This window comes from Klebsiella sp. CN_Kp075 (genome assembly GCF_040065055.2).
Lineage (GTDB): Bacteria > Pseudomonadota > Gammaproteobacteria > Enterobacterales > Enterobacteriaceae > Klebsiella > Klebsiella aerogenes.
In genome coordinates this window covers 2,120,171-2,139,959 of sequence record NZ_CM198050.1, presented here as the reverse complement: position 1 = coordinate 2,139,959, position 19,789 = coordinate 2,120,171, and the positions used below count along the sequence as shown (strand labels likewise).

At 51.6% G+C, this 19,789-nt stretch carries 21 protein-coding genes; 14 read left to right on the top strand and 7 right to left on the bottom strand.

Annotated elements, in window-relative coordinates; translation table 11 throughout:
• Positions 1-218: 218 nt before the first annotated feature.
• Positions 219-965: a MipA/OmpV family protein gene (locus ABLV78_RS10225; protein ID WP_045393290.1), complete on the bottom strand. Its 747-nt coding sequence runs from the start codon at positions 963-965 to the stop codon at positions 219-221.
• Positions 966-1,392: 427 nt separating this feature from the next.
• On the opposite strand from ABLV78_RS10225, the gene yeaG reads away from it, so the two are divergent.
• From yeaG to ABLV78_RS10195, 6 genes are all read left to right on the top strand, one after another.
• Positions 1,393-3,327: a protein kinase YeaG gene (gene yeaG / locus ABLV78_RS10220; RefSeq protein ID WP_015366145.1), complete on the top strand. Its 1,935-nt coding sequence runs from the start codon at positions 1,393-1,395 to the stop codon at positions 3,325-3,327.
• 117 nt (positions 3,328-3,444) lie between these two features.
• Positions 3,445-4,728 carry a YeaH/YhbH family protein gene (locus ABLV78_RS10215; RefSeq protein WP_015366144.1) on the top strand — a complete coding sequence of 428 codons (1,284 nt, stop codon included), beginning with the start codon at positions 3,445-3,447 and terminating at the stop codon, positions 4,726-4,728.
• A 638-nt stretch (positions 4,729-5,366) separates the two neighbouring features.
• Positions 5,367-5,582 (top strand): cold shock small protein YmcF, encoded by a 216-nt coding sequence (ymcF, locus tag ABLV78_RS10210; RefSeq protein WP_047045122.1) that lies wholly within the window; start codon positions 5,367-5,369, stop codon positions 5,580-5,582.
• Between the two features lie 205 nt (positions 5,583-5,787).
• The gene (gene dgcJ / locus ABLV78_RS10205; protein WP_047045124.1) at positions 5,788-7,278 is read left to right on the top strand and encodes a diguanylate cyclase DgcJ; all 1,491 of its coding nucleotides are present in this window, start codon (positions 5,788-5,790) and stop codon (positions 7,276-7,278) included.
• A 60-nt stretch (positions 7,279-7,338) separates the two neighbouring features.
• Complete coding sequence (locus tag ABLV78_RS10200; protein ID WP_045393294.1) at positions 7,339-7,839, top strand: YbaK/prolyl-tRNA synthetase associated domain-containing protein; 501 nt, start codon at positions 7,339-7,341, stop codon at positions 7,837-7,839.
• Positions 7,840-7,979: 140 nt separating this feature from the next.
• Positions 7,980-8,426: a DUF441 domain-containing protein gene (locus ABLV78_RS10195; RefSeq protein WP_045393296.1), complete on the top strand. Its 447-nt coding sequence runs from the start codon at positions 7,980-7,982 to the stop codon at positions 8,424-8,426.
• Here ABLV78_RS10195 and ABLV78_RS10190 read toward each other — a convergent pair.
• Positions 8,410-9,204 carry an AraC family transcriptional regulator gene (locus tag ABLV78_RS10190; protein WP_163351358.1) on the bottom strand — a complete coding sequence of 265 codons (795 nt, stop codon included), beginning with the start codon at positions 9,202-9,204 and terminating at the stop codon, positions 8,410-8,412. The genes ABLV78_RS10195 and ABLV78_RS10190 overlap by 17 nt on opposite strands.
• Positions 9,205-9,301: 97 nt before the next feature.
• Between ABLV78_RS10190 and ABLV78_RS10185 the strand changes: the two genes are divergently transcribed.
• A complete protein-coding gene (locus ABLV78_RS10185) occupies positions 9,302-10,483 on the top strand; it encodes a CynX/NimT family MFS transporter (RefSeq protein ID WP_047045131.1) in 1,182 nt (393 codons plus the stop codon).
• A gap of 33 nt (positions 10,484-10,516) precedes the next feature.
• Here ABLV78_RS10185 and ABLV78_RS10180 read toward each other — a convergent pair whose 3' ends face one another.
• Positions 10,517-11,209 (bottom strand): CTP synthase C-terminal region-related (seleno)protein, encoded by a 693-nt coding sequence (locus ABLV78_RS10180; protein ID WP_047045134.1) that lies wholly within the window; start codon positions 11,207-11,209, stop codon positions 10,517-10,519.
• A 140-nt stretch (positions 11,210-11,349) separates the two neighbouring features.
• On the opposite strand from ABLV78_RS10180, the gene ABLV78_RS10175 reads away from it, so the two are divergent.
• On the top strand, positions 11,350-11,697 hold the full coding sequence (locus ABLV78_RS10175) for a DUF488 domain-containing protein (RefSeq protein ID WP_047045364.1): 348 nt from the start codon (positions 11,350-11,352) through the stop codon (positions 11,695-11,697).
• Between the two features lie 10 nt (positions 11,698-11,707).
• Here ABLV78_RS10175 and ABLV78_RS10170 read toward each other — a convergent pair whose 3' ends face one another.
• On the bottom strand, positions 11,708-11,956 hold the full coding sequence (locus tag ABLV78_RS10170) for a putative hemolysin (RefSeq protein ID WP_045374851.1): 249 nt from the start codon (positions 11,954-11,956) through the stop codon (positions 11,708-11,710).
• A gap of 292 nt (positions 11,957-12,248) precedes the next feature.
• On the opposite strand from ABLV78_RS10170, the gene ABLV78_RS10165 reads away from it, so the two are divergent.
• From ABLV78_RS10165 to ABLV78_RS10150, 4 genes are all read left to right on the top strand, one after another.
• On the top strand, positions 12,249-13,271 hold the full coding sequence (locus ABLV78_RS10165; protein WP_047045139.1) for a sensor domain-containing diguanylate cyclase: 1,023 nt from the start codon (positions 12,249-12,251) through the stop codon (positions 13,269-13,271).
• Between the two features lie 47 nt (positions 13,272-13,318).
• Positions 13,319-13,423 carry a YoaK family small membrane protein gene (locus ABLV78_RS10160; protein ID WP_045374857.1) on the top strand — a complete coding sequence of 35 codons (105 nt, stop codon included), beginning with the start codon at positions 13,319-13,321 and terminating at the stop codon, positions 13,421-13,423.
• A complete protein-coding gene (gene yoaJ, locus ABLV78_RS10155; protein ID WP_100279139.1) occupies positions 13,420-13,494 on the top strand; it encodes a protein YoaJ in 75 nt (24 codons plus the stop codon). The genes ABLV78_RS10160 and yoaJ overlap by 4 nt, the downstream gene beginning before the upstream one ends.
• 132 nt (positions 13,495-13,626) lie before the next feature.
• Positions 13,627-13,746, top strand: a complete 120-nt coding sequence (locus ABLV78_RS10150) for a hypothetical protein (protein WP_072201265.1) — start codon at positions 13,627-13,629, stop codon at positions 13,744-13,746.
• A 47-nt stretch (positions 13,747-13,793) separates the two neighbouring features.
• Here the strand turns inward: ABLV78_RS10150 and ABLV78_RS10145 are convergent, their stop codons facing one another.
• The 3 genes from ABLV78_RS10145 to lpxP form a co-directional block, all read right to left on the bottom strand.
• On the bottom strand, positions 13,794-14,057 hold the full coding sequence (locus ABLV78_RS10145) for a DUF2534 family protein (protein WP_015366132.1): 264 nt from the start codon (positions 14,055-14,057) through the stop codon (positions 13,794-13,796).
• Positions 14,058-14,171: 114 nt separating this feature from the next.
• On the bottom strand, positions 14,172-14,810 hold the full coding sequence (gene leuE, locus ABLV78_RS10140) for a leucine efflux protein LeuE (protein WP_047045141.1): 639 nt from the start codon (positions 14,808-14,810) through the stop codon (positions 14,172-14,174).
• Positions 14,811-14,901: 91 nt separating this feature from the next.
• Complete coding sequence (gene lpxP / locus ABLV78_RS10135) at positions 14,902-15,816, bottom strand: kdo(2)-lipid IV(A) palmitoleoyltransferase (RefSeq protein WP_047045144.1); 915 nt, start codon at positions 15,814-15,816, stop codon at positions 14,902-14,904.
• Between the two features lie 924 nt (positions 15,817-16,740).
• Between lpxP and ABLV78_RS10130 the strand changes: the two genes are divergently transcribed.
• Together ABLV78_RS10130 and ABLV78_RS10125 are read left to right on the top strand one after the other, a co-directional pair.
• A complete protein-coding gene (locus tag ABLV78_RS10130) occupies positions 16,741-17,928 on the top strand; it encodes an HD-GYP domain-containing protein (protein WP_047045147.1) in 1,188 nt (395 codons plus the stop codon).
• 74 nt (positions 17,929-18,002) lie between these two features.
• A complete protein-coding gene (locus ABLV78_RS10125) occupies positions 18,003-19,787 on the top strand; it encodes a diguanylate cyclase (RefSeq protein WP_047045149.1) in 1,785 nt (594 codons plus the stop codon).
• Positions 19,788-19,789 lie beyond the last annotated feature (2 nt).

Below are 19,789 nucleotides of genomic sequence, written 5' to 3'. Positions count from 1 at the left end.
GCGGCCAGTCGCCACCAACACCGGCAGTGTCAGTAACCATAGGTACGAGATAGAGATTTAAGCTCACAATGGCACGGACCGTAGGCCGGATAAGGCGTAGCCGCCACCCGGCATAAACGCGAATTGTCGTGGGAGTTCGCCACTTTCGCGCCACCGTATAGCAAAACAGGGCATAACGCCCTGTTTTGATGCACAAAAAAGTCTGTCGTAGTGCGCTGTTAGAAGGAGTAGGTAATCCCGGTCGAAATCAGGCCGCTCCAGGATTTGTCCACCATCGGGCTATCGGTGATTTCGTCAGACAAACGAGTGTAGCGGGCGATACCGTAAACGCTCCAGTCGCCGAGGAAACGATAGTTCGCCGCCAGCTCCAGATACGGGTTCCAGCTGCTGTCAGGATCGTAGCTGCGCATGCCGCTGCGATTAGACTCATGCTTCGAGACGCCGTAGTAGTATTCGTTTTGATTATCGCTGTTCCACTCCACGCCGATACCCGGCGTCAGGGTCAGGTTGCCATTGGTATAACGGTACAGCCAGGCCAGATCCCAGGTGATACCGTTGCTGTTGTCCAGCGTATCACCGGCAAGCGTCGTACGCAGGAATCCGTACTGAGTGTTATGAACGTAGCTCAAACCCGCCATCATGGTGGATTTGCGGCGGTCCAGCTTGCGCATCTGCGAATTGTCGCTGTCGCCCGGCTTGAAATACATCGGCGACCAGTAAGCGGTCACGGACAGTTTGTCGTTGGTATCATTCCACAGGTAGTAACCACCACCCAAACCGTGGAACCAGAAATTATCACTTTCATAACTAATGACAGGTACCGGGTAAACATCTGCATCATATTGTTTATAAGGATGTTCGACGACGCCCACGCCGGCCCCCAGCGTTAACTTCCCGTCAGCGTGCGCTGCGCTAGCTGACGTCGCGATGAACACACCCAGTGCCAGAAGTTTGATTTTAGTCACAATCCATATTCCTGTTGTCAAATAATTAGCGCGTGCAGTTTAACGTCGTAGAGGTCATGCCTCAAATGCTTTACTTGCTCTTACACTAAACCGAACAATTTCCCACTGCTTGATGACCGCCCTCTTGCAACTTCATGACGCATTGATGAACGGCTTTGGCAAGATATGCGAAAAATAGCCTGGTTTCCGGATGAGTTATTGATATGTCATTGAAATTGAGTTTTAGCGGCATGCAAGTTTTCTAAATGCATCTACGCTTAAATTTAGAAGGTGTAGTCGCAGAGCACGTTATCCAAATCGCTTCTGTAACCTGGCACGAGGGTTGCTGAAAAGTGAAGGATGTCGTTCAGCCTGCTCCTTCCGGGGGCCCCTACTATTCATATGAACGGCTCTCAACCTGTGCTAAAAAACGAAAGGACGGCATGCCATGAATATATTCGATCACTATCGCCAGCGCTATGAAGCTGCCAAGGACGAAGAGTTCACACTGCAGGAGTTTCTTACCATCTGCCGGCAAGATCGCAGTGCTTATGCCAACGCGGCTGAGCGGCTATTGACGGCCATTGGTGAACCAGTCATGGTCGATACGGCCCTGGAGCCGCGGCTGTCCCGCCTCTTTTCAAACCGGGTTGTTGCACGCTATCCGGCGTTTGAAGAGTTTTATGGTATGGAAGATGCCATCGAGCAGATTGTTTCCTATCTGAAACATGCTGCGCAGGGTCTGGAAGAGAAAAAACAGATTCTGTATCTGCTGGGGCCGGTCGGCGGTGGTAAGTCCTCGCTGGCGGAACGACTGAAATCGCTGATGCAGCGAGTGCCAATCTATGTACTGAGCGCCAACGGCGAACGCAGCCCGGTCAACGATCATCCGCTGTGCCTGTTTAACCCGCAGGAGGACGCGCAGATCCTCAACAAAGAATACGGTATTCCTAACCGTTATCTCGGCACAATTATGTCGCCATGGGCGGCGAAACGCCTGCACGAGTTCGGCGGTGATATCACTAAATTCCGCGTCGTGAAAGTGTGGCCGTCAATCCTCGAACAGATTGCCATCGCCAAAACGGAACCCGGTGATGAAAATAACCAGGATATTTCGGCGCTGGTGGGGAAAGTGGATATCCGTAAACTGGAACACTATGCGCAAAACGACCCGGATGCCTATGGTTACTCCGGCGCGCTGTGCCGCGCCAACCAGGGGATCATGGAATTCGTCGAGATGTTTAAAGCGCCGATTAAGGTACTGCACCCACTGCTGACGGCGACCCAGGAAGGCAACTATAACGGTACCGAGGGGATCTCCGCCCTGCCGTTCAACGGCATTATCCTCGCGCACTCCAACGAATCCGAGTGGGTAACCTTCCGTAATAACAAAAACAACGAGGCGTTCCTTGACCGTGTCTATATCGTCAAAGTGCCTTATTGCCTGCGCATCTCGGAAGAGATCCGTATTTATGAAAAACTGTTGAATAACAGTGAGCTGACCCATGCGCCATGCGCCCCAGGAACGCTTGAAACGCTGTCGCGCTTCTCTATTCTGTCGCGCCTGAAAGAGCCGGAAAACTCGAGCATCTACTCGAAGATGCGCGTCTATGACGGCGAAAGCCTGAAAGATACCGACCCGAAAGCGAAATCCTACCAGGAGTATCGTGATTACGCCGGCGTCGACGAAGGGATGAACGGTCTCTCTACCCGTTTTGCCTTTAAAATTCTCTCAAGGGTGTTTAACTTCGATCATGCCGAAGTGGCGGCCAACCCGGTCCATCTGTTCTACGTCCTGGAACAGCAAATCGAACGCGAACAGTTCCCGCAAGAGCAGGCCGAACGTTATCTGGAATTCCTTAAAGGCTATCTGATCCCGAAATACGCCGAGTTTATCGGCAAAGAGATCCAGACGGCGTATCTTGAGTCTTATTCCGAATATGGACAGAACATTTTTGACAGATATGTCACTTATGCGGATTTCTGGATTCAGGATCAGGAGTACCGCGATCCGGATACCGGGCAATTGTTTGACCGTGAATCGCTGAATTCGGAACTGGAGAAAATCGAGAAGCCTGCGGGGATCAGCAACCCGAAAGATTTCCGTAATGAAATCGTCAACTTCGTGCTGCGCGCCAGAGCGAATAACAGCGGACGTAATCCGAACTGGACCAGCTATGAAAAACTGCGCACGGTTATTGAGAAGAAAATGTTCTCCAATACCGAGGAGCTGTTGCCGGTCATTTCGTTCAATGCCAAAACGTCTACCGACGAGCAGAAAAAACACGACGACTTTGTCGATCGCATGATGGAAAAAGGCTATACCCGTAAACAGGTGCGCCTGCTGTGCGAATGGTACCTGCGGGTACGTAAATCGTCCTGATAGCGACAAACCCGGTAGCCGCGGCTGCCGGGTTTCAGCACCACGGCTCGTATAATGAAAGACATCTACCCTAATCAACATCAGGGTACAGTTGGCAAATGCAGTACAGGAGGGCATATGACCTGGTTCATAGACCGACGCCTGAACGGGAAGAACAAAAGCGCTGTCAATCGTCAGCGCTTTCTGCGCCGTTACAAGGCGCAGATAAAGCAGTCGATCTCCGAAGCCATCAATAAACGTTCGGTGACCGATATCGACAGCGGTGAGTCTGTCTCTATTCCGACGGACGATATTAACGAGCCGATGTTTCATCAGGGGCGCGGCGGGCTACGTAATCGCGTCCATCCCGGCAACGATCACTTTGTGCAGAATGACCGCATTGAACGCCCTCAGGGCGGCGGCGGCGGAGGCGGCGGTGGTCAGGGGCAAGCCAGCGCCGATGGCGAGGGCCAGGATGAATTCGTCTTTCAGATTTCCAAAGATGAATATCTTGACCTGCTGTTTGAAGATCTGGCCCTTCCCAACCTGAAGAAAAACCAGCAACGCCAGTTGAACGAGTTCAAAACCCATCGTGCGGGTTTTACCGCCAACGGCGTGCCGGCCAATATCAGCGTGGTGCGCTCGCTACAGAATTCGCTGGCGCGGCGAACCGCGATGACCGCCGGTAAACGGCGCGAACTGCGGGCGCTGGAAGACGATCTCGATACCATTGCCAAAAGCGAACCAGCGCAGTTGCTCGAAGAGGAGCGGCTACGTAAAGAGATTGCTGAACTGCGGGCTAAAATTGAGCGCGTGCCGTTTATCGACACCTTTGATTTACGCTATAAAAACTATGAGAAACGACCGGAGCCTTCAAGCCAGGCGGTGATGTTCTGCCTGATGGATGTTTCTGGTTCAATGGACCAGTCCACAAAAGACATGGCGAAACGTTTTTACATTCTGCTGTATTTGTTCCTCAGCCGGACCTATAAAAACGTTGAGGTGGTCTATATTCGCCACCACACCCAGGCGAAAGAGGTGGATGAACATGAGTTTTTCTATTCCCAGGAGACCGGCGGCACGATCGTTTCAAGCGCCTTAAAGCTGATGGATGAGGTTGTTAAAGCCCGCTATGACCCAGCGCAGTGGAATATTTACGCCGCGCAGGCGTCGGATGGCGATAACTGGGCGGACGACTCGCCGCTGTGTCATGAACTGCTGGCGAAGAAAATATTGCCGGTGGTTCGTTACTACAGCTATATCGAAATCACCCGCCGCGCCCACCAGACGCTGTGGCGCGAGTATGAGCATCTGCAGGCGACGTTTGAGAATTTTGCAATGCAGCATATTCGCGATCAGGAAGATATTTACCCGGTCTTCCGCGAGCTGTTCCATAAACAAGGCGCCACCAGTAATACTTAGTCTCATAAATCAGCCAGATAAATACCCATTCTGGCTGATTTATCTGTCACGAAAACACATTGCCAGGCAGATTCTGGCTCCGTACATTTACATTTTGATAATTGCCGAATTAATCCTTTACGCATCGGGCCTCCGGACGGCTAAAATAAAGGTTGCACTATTTTTTCTACTATGCGTTAATGGTTACGTCGATTTGAAAGACAGAAAGATATTACCCAAGCAGTTACTCACACCTCCAGGCGCTATCGCTGATACCACCTTTCCTGAGTCTCTCCAATAGTATTAAGATTCTTCTGCAAATCAAATCCTGTATGCTTTGATACATTAAAAACTGGATAGAAGATGACTAATAAGAGTAATGGCTTAGTAAGACGGTTAAACGCCGGCTAAATTTGATGCGAACTTCTGATTTACGATAACGATGACGGCCTTGACCTGAGTAGATAAATAAGAAGCATCCCATTCAAATCAACACAAAATGGCATAAATTGATAACATAATTTGTCAGGCATGCTATTTTTAGTAGTAACGCAAACGATATTTCCGTTTTGCAGTTCAGCCCATCAGAAATTTACATATCCATCTGTGGGTCAGTAACAAAATGTAAAAAAAACATAATAATATAAAAGGATAAAATTATGATTAACAATATTCATTTCCGATGCCCGTGCTGCCATGGGTCACAGTACAGAACCTCACATTATGATGTGAGCGAAAAAAACCCCTTCGGCGCGAAATGCATTTTTTGCAAATCCGACATGGTGACTTTTGACAATATCGAATCTATCGATGTTTATCAGCCTGTCATGTCACAAGTCGCCGGAAGCAAAATGTTTGCCTCCGCCGCCTCATGAGTGGCCTTTGGCCAGTCCTGCGCACTCTTCAGACACGCGTCATGAAGAGTGCCGCATTTTAGTTAGTCTGCCCTGCCTCGTTCTCCACACCTACACTATCTGTCAGCATAGTTAATCTGACCAGCCGTTCGTTCACCCACGCTCTGGTAGCCTGTTTATCCACTATGATAAAATCAGCTAAACGGGTAAGACGAATCCAAACATCATGAAATTACAGAATAAATTACTGCGACATGTTATTTCCGCAGGCGTTGTGGTGTTGACGTCTTCATTTCTTGTATACGAATTAATCGCTACCCATCGCGATATGTCAGGCTATATGCGATACATCATAGAAAAAGGAGAATCGACCTTTCTCTATGATAAGTATCAGAATCAACTCATCATCTCTCAATTTCTGCGCAAACTGGATACTCCCCCAAATCAAACGGAGCTAGAGCAGGTCTGCAATAGCGTACAACACAACGGGGATGTCAGTGGTTTGAATATCGCCGGATATACCTATCCCCAACTGCATGGCACGCTAAGCGCCGCGCATGCCGACTGCCGCAAGTGGCGTGGCGATATTCCTGCGCTCCAGGCATTCGATCGCGCGGTTGCCAGGAATGATAGCTGGCAGCCAGAGGTTCCTGCGACGCTCAAATCAGAAAAACGCTTTCGCTATTACATAGATCTGGTAAATAAATATATCTATTTTTATGCACCCGTCAGAATTAAAAGCAATCCGATACAGAACTGGAATTTTCTTCAGGACAGTAAACTGGGTATTAGCCAGGCCAGCCTCGATGGTTTAGAACAGGGTCGCTCGCTCATCTCAACCGTGTATGTTGATGCGATGACGGGAAAGAATATTTTATCGTTTTTAACGCCGGTGTATTTCAAGGATAAGCTAAAAGGCGTAGTGATGGTCGATGTGACCGCGCAAGAGATTGAGGCGTTGTTATATACCAGCGACCGGCCTTTAGTGTGGCGCTATCTGGATATTACCTTGAAGGATTCCGATACCGGCGCCCTCATTGAGGTACATCATAGTAAAACACATCTGTTGAATTACGCCCATTACACCCATCAGGTGGCAGAAAACTTACGGATAAGCTTATCTCTTGATATTATGTATTTTCTGCTCAGTTCGTGGAAACTCTTCCTGTTTTATTTACTCTCTACCGCCGCGTTACTGCATCTGGTGCGGGTTCATTTCCGCCTTTATAACTCGGTATCGAAAGAGAATATCAGCGATACCATGACCGGCCTTTATAATCGTAAGATCCTTACTCCGATGCTGGAGTCGCGCCTGCAACGGCTTACCGCGCAAGGGGTTAATGTGGTAACGGTGGCGCTTGACTGCGATGGACTGAAAAAGATCAACGATACCTGGGGGCATAACGCCGGCGACGAAGCGATTATTCTTCTGGCACGGGCTATTTCCGCTTCCATTCGTAGCAGCGATTATGGCGTGCGCTTAGGAGGCGATGAGTTTTTTCTAATTCTGATCGATTATCCGCACGATGAAGCGGAAAATATCCCGGCGAAGATCCGGCAATATCTGGCGATTCATGACCATCAACAGCGCGTCGATTTTTCCTGGGGCGGGGAACATCTCGCGCCAGAACAATCACTCAGCGACGCAATGAAAGCTGCCGATACGCGCCTGTATATGAACAAAAAGCAGAAAAAAAGCCCCAACTTTCGCAGATAAGTTTTCATTGCCATCGCGCGGGGTTAAGCTTTGCCTTTTCTGTAGAGGAACTATCGCAACATGCAATCGCCAGAGACCGCAGACATACACCAGCGGTTATGTCGTCTCCTTGATCGGCAACAGGCTCGCTACCGGGTTATGGAACATGAGGCCGTGGGTAAATGTGAAGCCGTATCTGCAATCCGCGGTACCGCGCTGGGACAGGGCGCCAAAGCACTGGTCTGTAAAGTGAAAGGTAATGGGATAAACCAGCACGTGCTGGCTATCCTTGCCGCCGATCAGCAGGCTGATTTATCCCGCCTGGCGCAGCATATTGGCGGCAGTAAAGCGTCACTCGCCAGCCCGGCAGAAGTCGATGCCCTTACCGCCTGCGTATTCGGCGCTATTCCGCCGTTTAGCTTCCACCCTAAGCTAAAACTGGTCGCCGACCCGTTGCTGTTCGAACGTTTTACAGAAATAGCCTTTAATGCCGGACTGCTGGAAAAATCGATCATTATGAATACCGACGATTATCTGCGTATCGCCCGTCCTGAGCTGGTAGCGTTCCGTCGCGTCATTTAACGCATCGCCGGTATGCGACAAGGTTCACGGGCAGCGCTGGTAGTCTTATTTGCAGCAAATAAATTAAAAGCCTGTTTATTCACGCGATTATGCGTAGAGTAAGCAGGTTTTCTTTTTTTATTTTGGCAAGGATCTCTGGCATGTTCGATACAACCCTGTTTATTTTGCTGGGGCTGGCGGCGCTCGGCTTCATCAGCCATAACACCACTGTCGCTATCTCAATACTGGTGCTCATCATCGTGCGGGTGACGCCGCTTAATGTTTTCTTCCCCTGGATTGAAAAGCAGGGGCTGACCATTGGTATCATCATTCTGACCATCGGCGTGATGGCTCCCATCGCCAGCGGAACGTTACCGCCCTCGACGCTTATCCACTCTTTTGTGAACTGGAAGTCACTGCTGGCGATTGCCGTGGGCGTGTTCGTCTCGTGGCTTGGCGGACGCGGAGTCGCTCTCATGGGTTCGCAGCCTCAACTGGTCGCCGGGCTGCTGGTGGGTACCGTGTTGGGCGTGGCGCTGTTTCGCGGCGTCCCGGTCGGGCCGCTTATCGCCGCCGGCATTATTTCACTTTTTATCGGAAAGGCTTAGATAAACTGGCGTGGTAGCGGCCAGGCGTTTGCCCTAATCCTTTTTTAAACATGGTGATAAAGGCGGTTGTTGAATCATAACCGAGCGTCTGGGCGGTTTGCTGTACCGTCTGTCCGCGCACCAGCATCTGCAGCGCCAGAATCAACTGCAGCTGATGCCGCCAGCGGCGAAAGCTAAGCCCGGTCTCCCGCACCACCAGCCGCGCCAGGTTGCGTTCGCTCATGGCGAACGCCGCCGCCCACTGCGACAGCGTCTGCCAGTGCGCCGGATCGCGGGCCATAGTGTCGGCCATCCGGCGGATCTTCGGATGTCCTGAAACCGGCAACTGCAGGTGCTCCTGCGGTTGTTGAGGTAGCTCATCAAATAATACCTGCACCAGGCGCTGCGTAGGCGGCGCGTCAAGCGCCTCCCTGCCGCGTTCGGCAAGGGTCATAATCAACTCTCGCACCAGGGGTGAGATTTTTAACGTGCAGCAATGCTCAGGCATCGGCGCCGCCCCCGGTTCGATGAACAAAAAGCACACCTGCGCCCCTGGCGTTGCACGATTGCTGTGTGGAAGCTGACCCGGTACCCACACCGCATACAGCGGCGGCACCATCCACATAGCGTTATCCACTTCGCAGGTTAAAGCGCCGTGCAGCGCGAGGATCAGTTGACCTTTGCGGTGCTGATGGCGCGGAATAAACTGCTCGTCGTCCACCACCTGGATGCGAAACGCCAGCGCCGCTTCATGGCCGCTGTCTGGTTCATAACCGTCTAAACCCAGTCCAATCATCAAATTGTCCGATATTAGCGATAATCTGTCATTTTAGCTTGATTCAAACAGAGGTTAAACAGGCTATTGTTACGACCCTGTTTATTAGTCTGAGAATGTTATGAGTCCTGTTTTTTCCTCTGCCAACGGCAACAAACTGCTGCTGATTGTCGGAATTTTATTTATCGCCACCACGCTACGGGTAACTTTCACCGGTATCGCCCCACTGCTGGATGCGATACGCGCTGAATACCAACTGACGACGGCGCAAACCGGGCTGCTCACGACCTTGCCGCTGCTGGCCTTCGGGCTGGTCTCTCCGCTGGCGGCCGGCGTCGCCCGCCGTTTCGGCATTGAGCGTAGCCTGCTGCTGGCGATGGTGATTATTTGCCTCGGGATCGGATTACGTTCCCTCCCCTCAACAGCCTGGCTATATCTCGGTACAGCGCTCATTGGCTGCGGAATCGCGCTGGGTAACGTGCTGCTGCCTGGGTTAATTAAGCGTGATTTTTCCGGCCATGTCGCCCGTATGACCGGCGCCTACTCCATTACCATGGGCGCGGCGGCGGCGGCAGGTTCCGCAATGGTGGTGCCGCTGGCGCTAGTGGGTTTTGGCTGGCGCGGCGCGCTGCTGCTGCTGATGATTTTCCCCCTATTTGCGCTCTTTCTCTGGCTGCCGCAGGCCCGCCGCCAGGCTTCCACGCCGATGACCGGTTCGGGCGCCGCGCACAATCGGGGGATCTGGCGTTCGGCGCTGGCCTGGCAGGTAACGCTGTTCCTCGGCATTAATTCACTGGTCTATTACGTGATCGTCGGTTGGCTGCCCGCAATCCTGCAGAGTATGGGCTACAGCGAAGCGCAGGCTGGCTCTCTGCATGGTCTGTTGCAGCTGGCGACCGCTGCGCCTGGCCTGGCCATCCCGCTAGTACTCCATCGCCTGAAAGATCAGCGTGGCATCGCCGTTCTGGTAGCCTTAATGTGCGTGTTCAGCACGCTCGGTCTGTGGTTACTGCCCGGTCAGGCGGCGATCTGGACATTGATTTTTGGTTTCGGATCCGGCGCTACCATGATCCTTGGCCTGACGTTTATTGGTCTACGCGCCAGTTCAGCGCATCAGGCCGCGGCGCTCTCCGGCATGGCGCAGACTATTGGTTATCTGCTGGCCGCCTGCGGGCCGCCGCTCATCGGTAAAATCCATGATGCTTACGGCGACTGGCATATACCGTTAATCATCGTCGCACTCATCGCAGTGGTCATGGCGCTGTTCGGCGCCCTTGCCGGAAGGGCGCGGGAAATTCATTAATAACAAGGGTCGGCAGCCGGGGCTGCCGATTTTTTATTGTCGGGCTGCGTGCAGGAAAGCCTGTACCAGCGGCGCCGGACGCCCTTCCAGCGAGTTGCGCTCGTGCTGGAACAACGTGGCGACGAAGAACGGATGGGTGGTTAACTCCACGGCGCGGATCTCGCCGTTCTCATCCCAACCGGTCACCCGCAGCGCGCCCTGCTCCAGCTCATGGGCAAAGCTTTCGGCAATGCCGTAGTTACAATGATATCCCTCTTCAATGCTGTCCCGGCCATAAGCGCGAGCAATCAGCGTGTTCGCGCGCAGCTCGATAGCGTCTGATTTCTCCACCAGCGAACAGCTTAACGGCGCAATGACCATTCGCCCTTCGCTATCGGTTTCGGCGTGCGCCGCATCCTGCCATCCCATTACATTACGGGCGTATTCGATAATCGCGTGCTGGAAACCGCCGCAGGTGCCGAGGAACGGAATACCATTTTCACGGGCGTAACGAATGGCGATAAATGCGCCTTCGGCGTTTTTATACGGGCTGGCGGGAACCACCCAGATAGCGTCATAATCGGTGAGCCGGTCAGCGCTGGTAATCTCGCTGGTGGCTATCCAGTCATAACTCACCGGTTGTTCCAGAACCGCGGCAGCGTCATCGATAGCCAGCGGAATCGCCTTATGGGCAATCACGTCAGGGTTGTAATCGCCAACAAGGGCAATGCGCAAAGGGGTGTTCATAGCAGGATCCTTATGTCTGTGGATTATCGGGCAACACAAGGAACCTCAGATTAGCGTTATCATTCGCGGAACACAATGGTTATTTATCGGTGTGCTGCAAGGGCTTGCCGCCAGATTGACATAACGACGGGAGAATAATGATGATTCAATGTAAACGCGTTTATGACCCTACAGAGGCCAGCGACGGTTACCGCGTGCTGGTCGATCGCCTGTGGCCACGGGGGATAAAAAAAGAGGATTTGCATTATGACGAGTGGTGTAAAACCCTGACGCCTTCCAGCGATTTACGCAAGGCTCTGCATGGAGAAGCGATTGACTTCCCTCACTTCCGCCAGCAGTACCACAAAGAACTGGAAAACCATCGCGATGAAGGGCTACGGCTCGCCAAATTGGCCAACCAGCAACCATTAACCCTGCTCTATGCGGCAAAAGATACGCAACAAAACCATGCGCTGGTGCTGGCGGAGTGGCTAAAAAGCTTAATCTAGCGGCGGCGAATTATTTTTTCGCCGGATGATCGCGCCGCCACAGTTCCCATTCATCGAGCGTTTCGCCACTGGGAAGTTTACAGTCGGTGCGCACGCCCTGAGGTGTCTGGACCGGAACCTGCTTACCGCCCTTCTGGTCGCAATAGACGGCGGCCGGATTGGCCATCCCGATCGAGTTTGGCGGCGGCGGCGCATCAGGCTGTTGTGACTGAGCGCAGCCCGCTAACGCCAGCGGCAACATCATTACTATCCACTTCATAATTGCTCCTGTTTTATTCAAAGCGACCTTTCGCCCTGAATCTCCACGGTTTCTCCATTTTAACTACACTTTTGCCCTTTAGAGTAGCGCTCGTTCTCGAATTGACCAGAGAACAGATCATTCCATAATCAATGAGTTTTGCCCCATCGCCCCCGATGGGGCTTTTTTTTACCGTCGCGATAGCAGATATCCCCCTGCTAAATGTGATACATTCGTTATAAATATGTTTGTTATTAGCTGTTCGCTGCGCCAGCTCGCAGTACTGCGCTAACGTCCGGGGGCCGTTTCATTCATGTCAGACTTCATTCTTGCCCGCGTCTCACAGACGCTTGCTACCGAACGAACGCTCGAAACGTTGGTGCGACAATTGCTGGAAATGCTGGAGCTGGTGACCCGTATGGAGTCAACTTATCTCACCCGCATTGACTTCGAAGCCCAGCGCCAGCTCGTCATGTATGCCCACAACAGTAGCGAAATGCAGATCCCCGAAGGGTTCTCCGTTCCCTGGGACGAGTCGCTTTGCAAACGCGCGATCGATGATAACTGTATATTTTGCAACGACGTTGGCCAACGTTGGCGCTCCTGTATTGCCGCGCAGGAGCTCGGTATCGCTACGTTCTTCAGTATCCCGGTCCATCTTGCCGATGGTTCCTTATATGGCACGTTGTGCGCCACCAGCCGCGTCAAGCAGCCCTTTAACCTGGAAGGCGAGCAGGTCATGATCCTGTTCGCCAGCCTGATCTCTCATTACGTGGAGAAAGAGACGCTGGTTCAGCAACTGCGCAGCGCGAATGCGGCGCTGGAGATGCACTCCTATACCGATGAGTTGACAGGTTTAGCTAATCGTCGCGCATTGTTTAAACATCTTAAGACGCTGTTTATCACTGCTGGCGCCCAACAACGCCGACTTCTGCTTATCTTCATCGACCTCGATGATTTTAAAGCGATTAACGATAAACTGGGCCACCCCTGCGGCGACAGTTTTCTCATCCAGATAGGCGAACGATTAAGTGCCAGCGTGCGTGACGAAGATACCGTTGGCCGCCTCGGCGGCGATGAGTTTTTAATCATCGGCCCGGCGCTTGAATCATCCGCGCAGGAGGCGTTTATTGCCCAGTTACGCCAGCAGCTTACCGGACGTTACCGCCTGGCCGGACACGGTATAGAATATCCTGGCGCCAGCTTTGGTGTGATCGAAGTCGATCCGCGAAATATGGATGTTGAGCAGGCGCTACGCGCGGCGGATGAGGCTATGTACCACGACAAAAACGCACGCCGCATGCTGACTCGGTTCGATATTGACCAAAAAGCATAACTTTCCAGTATGATAGATAACATAACGTTAATAGACAGGAACTGAGCATGAAATTGGGTATTCTTTTTCCGGTGGTGATTTTCATCGTCGCCGTGGTCTTTCTGGGCTGGTTTTTTGTTGGCGGCTATGCGGCGCCAGGGGGGGCATCATGAAAAAGACGACCATTATTATGATTATCGTCGCCATCGTGGTGGTTGCCGGTACCGAATTGGGCTGGTGGTAATCTCATTTCTCCCCTCCGCCCGGTATTGCAGAGTTGTCTTATCTACTCAATAAGTTAAGACGATACACTCACTTCATCAGCCGCTTCGCTGTATTTATTTGCTAAAGCGGGCATTAACTGGAGAAGTGAGTAATGAAAAAACCGATGGTGTTACCGTTGATTATTGCGCTGTGCACGCTGTTATCGGGATGTATCGTAGATGATGGTTATCATCATCGACACCACCACCATCATCATGACCGTGGCTGGTGACAGATAGGATCATTCAAAAAGGCGAACAAGAGTTCGCCTTGTTGCATTTAGTCCTGACGATCAGAACCTAAAAACAGAAAGCCCAGCGGGATAGCAAATAACACGGTGAACACGGTACTGTAAACCATCACCATCGCGCCTTGCAGGAAGAACATTGAAGTTGTCCACTCCGAGTACGGCATGTTGTACTCGCTCACCACGCCACCGAACGTTGCGCGGCCCACGACGGCAAGCGCAATAGCAAATACCGTCGCCATCGACAACAGAAACTTCTTGCCGTTTTTATTACTGAGGATTTTTTGCAGAATCATCCGGGTTCCCTTCTCTGTGAGCGATAATCGGCTGTATATGTAACACCAATGCAATAAAAATTGAAGGGTTTTTGTTACAACACAGCGATTATCGCTGGCAGATAGTTTCCGGGATCAGGACTGCAGCGTCGCCAGGCGTGCGGCAAAGCCGACAAAGACCAGGCCGATCAAGCTGTTGCCCAATTTCGCCAGTTTCTTTTTGGTTTTCACATAGCGCGTAACAAACGAACCAGACAGGATAAGGAAGCTCATGTAGATAAAACTAATGATCTCCAGCGTCAGCGCCAGGATAAAGAACGCGACGCCCGGCGATGTCGCATTAACGTCAATGAACTGGACGAAAAAAGAGACATAAAAAAGGATCGCTTTCGGGTTGGTCAGGCTCAGGGTTAACGAACGTTTGAGGATCGCGCTCCCCGGCTCAGCATCGGCGGCATCATGCCCCTCGCGCTGTTTAAATACCGAGTAGAGCATTTTGGCGCCCAACCAAAGCAGATAAATCGCGCCGAGATAGCGCACAATATTAAACAGCACCGGGGTCGTTTTGATAAGCGTCGCAACGCCAGCAAAAGCCAGGAACATCAGAACCGCATCGCCGATAAATACGCCAGCGGCGGCAAGGTATCCTTTCTTAACGCCGTGCGCGATACCGGTTTTCAGTACAAAAAAAGTATTGGGACCTGGTACGAGAATGATAAAAATAGCCCCGACCAGGTAGGTCAGATAATTCAAAACACCAAACTCAGCGAACACGCTGCACTCCTTCGCTTTCAACAAAAAGTATGATCCGGCTCACGTTAACGCAACTGCGGTCATTTTGAAAGCGTGGAGCGCAACTGTGGTACTAATATACCGAAGTTTCGCCAAGCGGGCGGGTTTTGAACCGGCGATGCACCCACAGGTACTGCTCCGGCGCACGCAGAATTTCGCGTTCAATGACCTTGTTGATATAACTGGCGGCAATCTGTTTATCTTCGCCGGGATAATCATTCATGACTTCACTGATATGCAGGCTGTAGCCTTTACGATCCAGCTTGCGCACCATACTGATACTCAGCATTTTTGAACCGGAGAGGCGCGACAGCACCCAGGTACCATTAGTCGTCGCCGCCTGTGGAACCGAGAAGAACGGCGCAAATACGCTGCCCTTCGGGCCGTAATCCTGATCCGGCGCAAACCACACCGCCTCACCGGATTTCAGCGCATGTACCAGCCCGGAGAGATTACGACGGTCGATCATCGCTTTATTCGAGCGCAGACGAGCGCGAGTCTGCACCCACTCCATAAGCGGGCTATTGTGCGGGCGATACGTCGCCATCATCGGACGACACAAGCCCATTGCGCGGCCACCCAGCTCCAGTGACATAAAGTGAATGCCAACAACCATCACGCCTTTATCGGCGCTGAGCGCGTTGTTCAGATTGGCGATGCCTTCGACGTCAAACCATTTTTTAACGCGTTCATCGCTCCAGAACCACGCCATACCCGTTTCGATAAGCCCCATGCCGAGAGACATAAAGTTCTCTTCCAGCAGCTTTTCGCGGGCAGCGCATGACATCTCCGGAAAGCACAGCTCAATGTTACGCCGGGCAATGTGTTCCCGACGTTTCAGAAAACGACGTGATAACCGCCCTGCGCTAGTACCGAGCGTATGTAACACGGGATAAGGGAGTTGGACGATTAACCAAAGAATGGCCAGGCCAAACCAGGTCACCCAATAGCGGGGAAGCAATAGATGTTTTTTAAAGGCGCAAGACATGGTTTTTCCTGTAAACATTAAAATATAGGGTAACGCTTAAGGAAAAAACGAGTCCCTTCATCCGTCATTAGGCGATACAGCAAGTCAGACAATAGTAATCCTTGTAAATTCACGGCAGCAAGAAAAAATTACACTTAATGCCAAAATACATAATAGATTCACAGATGTTACAAATTGTAAAGCGAAAATGAAGTCCGTTCATTCATATTCACGCTGATAATCATTTTCGCGCTAATGATTTTTTCTGATATAGGAATGGACTTAAACTGCTATCTGGCGATTTTACAGGCATGACATCACGCAGGCCGCTGTTGACGCCGCCTTCCGGCACATTAGGCCCTGAACGCGCACGGGCAAAAACATACATACATCAAATATAGTCAGTGCAAACAATCACTGTGGATAATAATATTTGCGACCGTGCTAGCCGATTAAAAATGTTAGCTATTAATAAATATAAATAAGAACAGGATTATTTATGCTTACTGATAAATACTGACAAAAGTATAACATTGCAATTAACTAATAGTCGCGTTCGCAGGACTCTCAACTATTCCCTGGTTGTTACTCTTTGCTGCACTCGTGGCAATTAAACCGCATTGCCGATGCCATCTCGCAAAATTGAGACTGACAACACATTATCGCTGATTTGGGTTTGTCAGTCCGCGCCTATCGCCTCCTGAAAGGTGATGTAAAAGCAATCACTCCTCATCGCAACTAGATATGAATCAAACTGTGAAAGGATTCATCAAGTGATTAGCAGAATGAAAGCGACTATGTGAGCTAAAATGAATTGTTTACGGAGCGTGGATGAAGCCTCAGATATACATCTCTTCACTCATGCAGCGTCCGGGAGGCATTTGAGCATGCTTTCGGATGTCACAGGATTAACGGCAACAGCGGTTTACATGGACGGAGAGAAAAATGCGTATTGCCTTAAAGTCGGCTTTAATGCTGGTCACGCGCGTCATTAACGCCATCAACCCAAGGTTGGATCTGCATTTACTGCGCACGGCGCTGATAAGCTACAAATTATCGCTGGCGTTGGAGCTTCCAGCACTCCAGCAAAAAACCATCTTTCTGGCCGCGCTGCTGCATGATATCGGCGTACTGGGTGATAAGCGGCGCATTGACTCACTGAATGCGATAGATAACCTTTATGACCCACACCAAATCCGCGGCGTACAGATGCTTGCCGGCCTGGACACTTTTACCCTTATTCGCCCTATTATTGGCGATCACCACTTTGATCCAACCCGCAAAGGCACTCTGGAGCAGCATATCGTCTATTTTGCGGACTGCTTTGAGCGTCTCCTTCCTACGCAAGGCGTCGTTGCCCCGGACCAACAAAAGGCGCTCGTCGCCCGCTTTGTCGATGACTATCGCGATATCGATCCACCACTTTGCGATACTCTGCGTGAACTAGCGCAACACCCTACCTTCTGGCGCCATATGCAAGCAGAGCATATTCAGCGGTTGCTGGAAATTGTGGGGCCGATTAACGACGTATATATTGACATCGATGGTCTGAAAGATATTTGTTTGCTGATCGCGAAAATTGTTGATACCTACAGTAGTTTCACCGCCAGCCACAGCATCATGGTTGGCGAAATTTCTTATGCCCTCGCCGTCTATATGAATTTACCGCCGCTGGTGTGCCGTAAAATTGAAATTGCCGGCTATTTGCATGATATCGGCAAAATATATATTCCACTGGCGATCCTCGAAAAACAGGCTGAACTTAGCGATGACGAAGCCGAATTGATTCGCGAACACAGCTATATGACCGGTGAAATATTACGAGATTTCACCGATCTGGCGGAAATCATCGATTGGGCCGCTAATCACCATGAAAAACTCGATGGCAGCGGCTATCCACTTCATTTGAATCATCGTTATTTGCACCTTCCAGACAGAATTATCGCCGTTGCGGATATCTTTACCGCGCTCGTTGAGGATCGCCCTTATCGGCTCGGTATGCCGTATCAAGAGGCGTTACATCTTATCGAAACTGATGTTATAAATGGCGCTCTGGATAACGATGTGTATCTTGTTTTGCGCCAGCATGCCGAGGAGTTACACCACCTCGTCACCCGCATACCGCGCCTCTGAATCTTCCGGTTGGCTGCGGGGTTCTATAATAAAAAGACGAATGCCTCATTCATCTGCCTGCAAGGAAATATTCGGTGAGAATCGCCACCATGACTAACTGGGCCTACGGGATCACCGTAGGCCTGACCATTGCATCCGGTATGGCGATGCTAATGGCTTCCGGCGCCGATCGCGCTGAACGCCAGGCAGTACAACAACGGGATGCGTTCGTTCGTCTTGCCGATGAGATAGAAAGCGACGCATGGGAGCTTTCGGACCTCACGCGACTGTACGTCATCGAAAAACAACCAGAGACCCTGCAACAGTATCGTCAGCAGCTCCAAACTCTCAAATCAATTGAAGATCGGTTGCTTAAACTAAAAGACATTGGCGCCAGCCAGCAGGAGTTGGCGCTGTTGCGCGACGGCCTGCGTATTGTCGATGAATTACAAGATGAACAGCAGGCCGCCATCGATCGCGTCGCTCGCGGCGAAGAGAAAGAGGCAATTTTGCAGGTTTACGGCAAGCCTTATGAGCAGGAGTTGGATCGGGTGCAAACGCAGATCGATCATTTCCGCCTGCTGCTGGAAGGCCGAACGAACAACGCCATGCAGCAAGCTACTGAAAAATCGCGCCTCTGGCGGACGCTTTCGGAAGCGATGGTCGGCCTGACCGCCTTAATGTTTTTATTTGTTCTCGGTTTTATTCTCAAACGCCGGGTACTCACCCCAGTGGTACGACTCAGCGATGTGGTACAACGTCTGGCATCACAGGATTATGCCGTCGAACCACCGCACTTCAAACAGATCGATGAAATCGGCGATATGGCGCAGGCAATCCGCATCTTTCGCGAAAATGGCCTTGCCCGCCAGCGCCTTGAACAACAACGCGATGCCGACTGGGCGGTTCGTGAACTGCTGGCGCGAATGACTCAACGCTTGCAGGGATGTGAGTCATTCGAGGATGTGGTGAAGGTCGCTGAACTTTTCGCGCCCAACATCGCGCCGGACGTTCCTGGCCGACTGTATATTCTGGATACCGATCCCTGGCAAATGCGCTGCGTCGCGCAGTGGCTTTCGCCACCTGACGAGCCCGCAGTCTTTTATCCTGATAACTGCTGGGCAGTACGCCGCGGTCTGAGCCATCCGCCGGTTAACGGCGAGCCGGACATCGCCTGCTATCATCTGCCGCAAGAATGTAACGAGCAATCATTGTGCGTCCCACTGATCGCCCAGGGTGAAGCCATTGGCCTGCTCTCTTTTCGTAATGTCACCAGTGAGACAGCCCCTTCCCGCGCCTATCTCGAACTCATGGCGGAAGCGCTGGGCCTGGCGCTGTCCAATCAGCGTCTGCGCAACGCGCTGCTGGAAAAAGCGTTGTTTGATTCTCTGACCGGGTTGCGAAACCGCCACCATCTTGAGGAAGCGCTGCATACGCAGATGAATCTGGCGGTGCGCAACAACAGTCCGCTGAGCTGCCTGATGATTGATATCGATCACTTTAAGGCGGTTAACGATAATTACGGCCATGAAGCGGGCGATCTGGTGATTAAAAACGTCGCAGCGATCATCCAGCGCGCGGTTCGCGATATTGGCATGGCATTCCGCTATGGCGGCGAAGAGTTTTTGGTGCTGCTTTCCGGCAGCGATGAGGCCAGAGCGGAAGCCTGCGCGACTGAAATCTACAACAACGTGAGAAATATGACTTTACGCTGCGGGCTGACGGACATAGGCCAGGTGAATGTCTCTATCGGTATCGCCAGCTATCCGCAACACGCGCAAAGCGACAGCCTGCTACGTGCTGCAGATGCCGCGCTGTATCGGGCGAAAGAGCTGGGACGTTCGCGGATTATCCGCTTTGATATGCTGAAATCAGCATAACG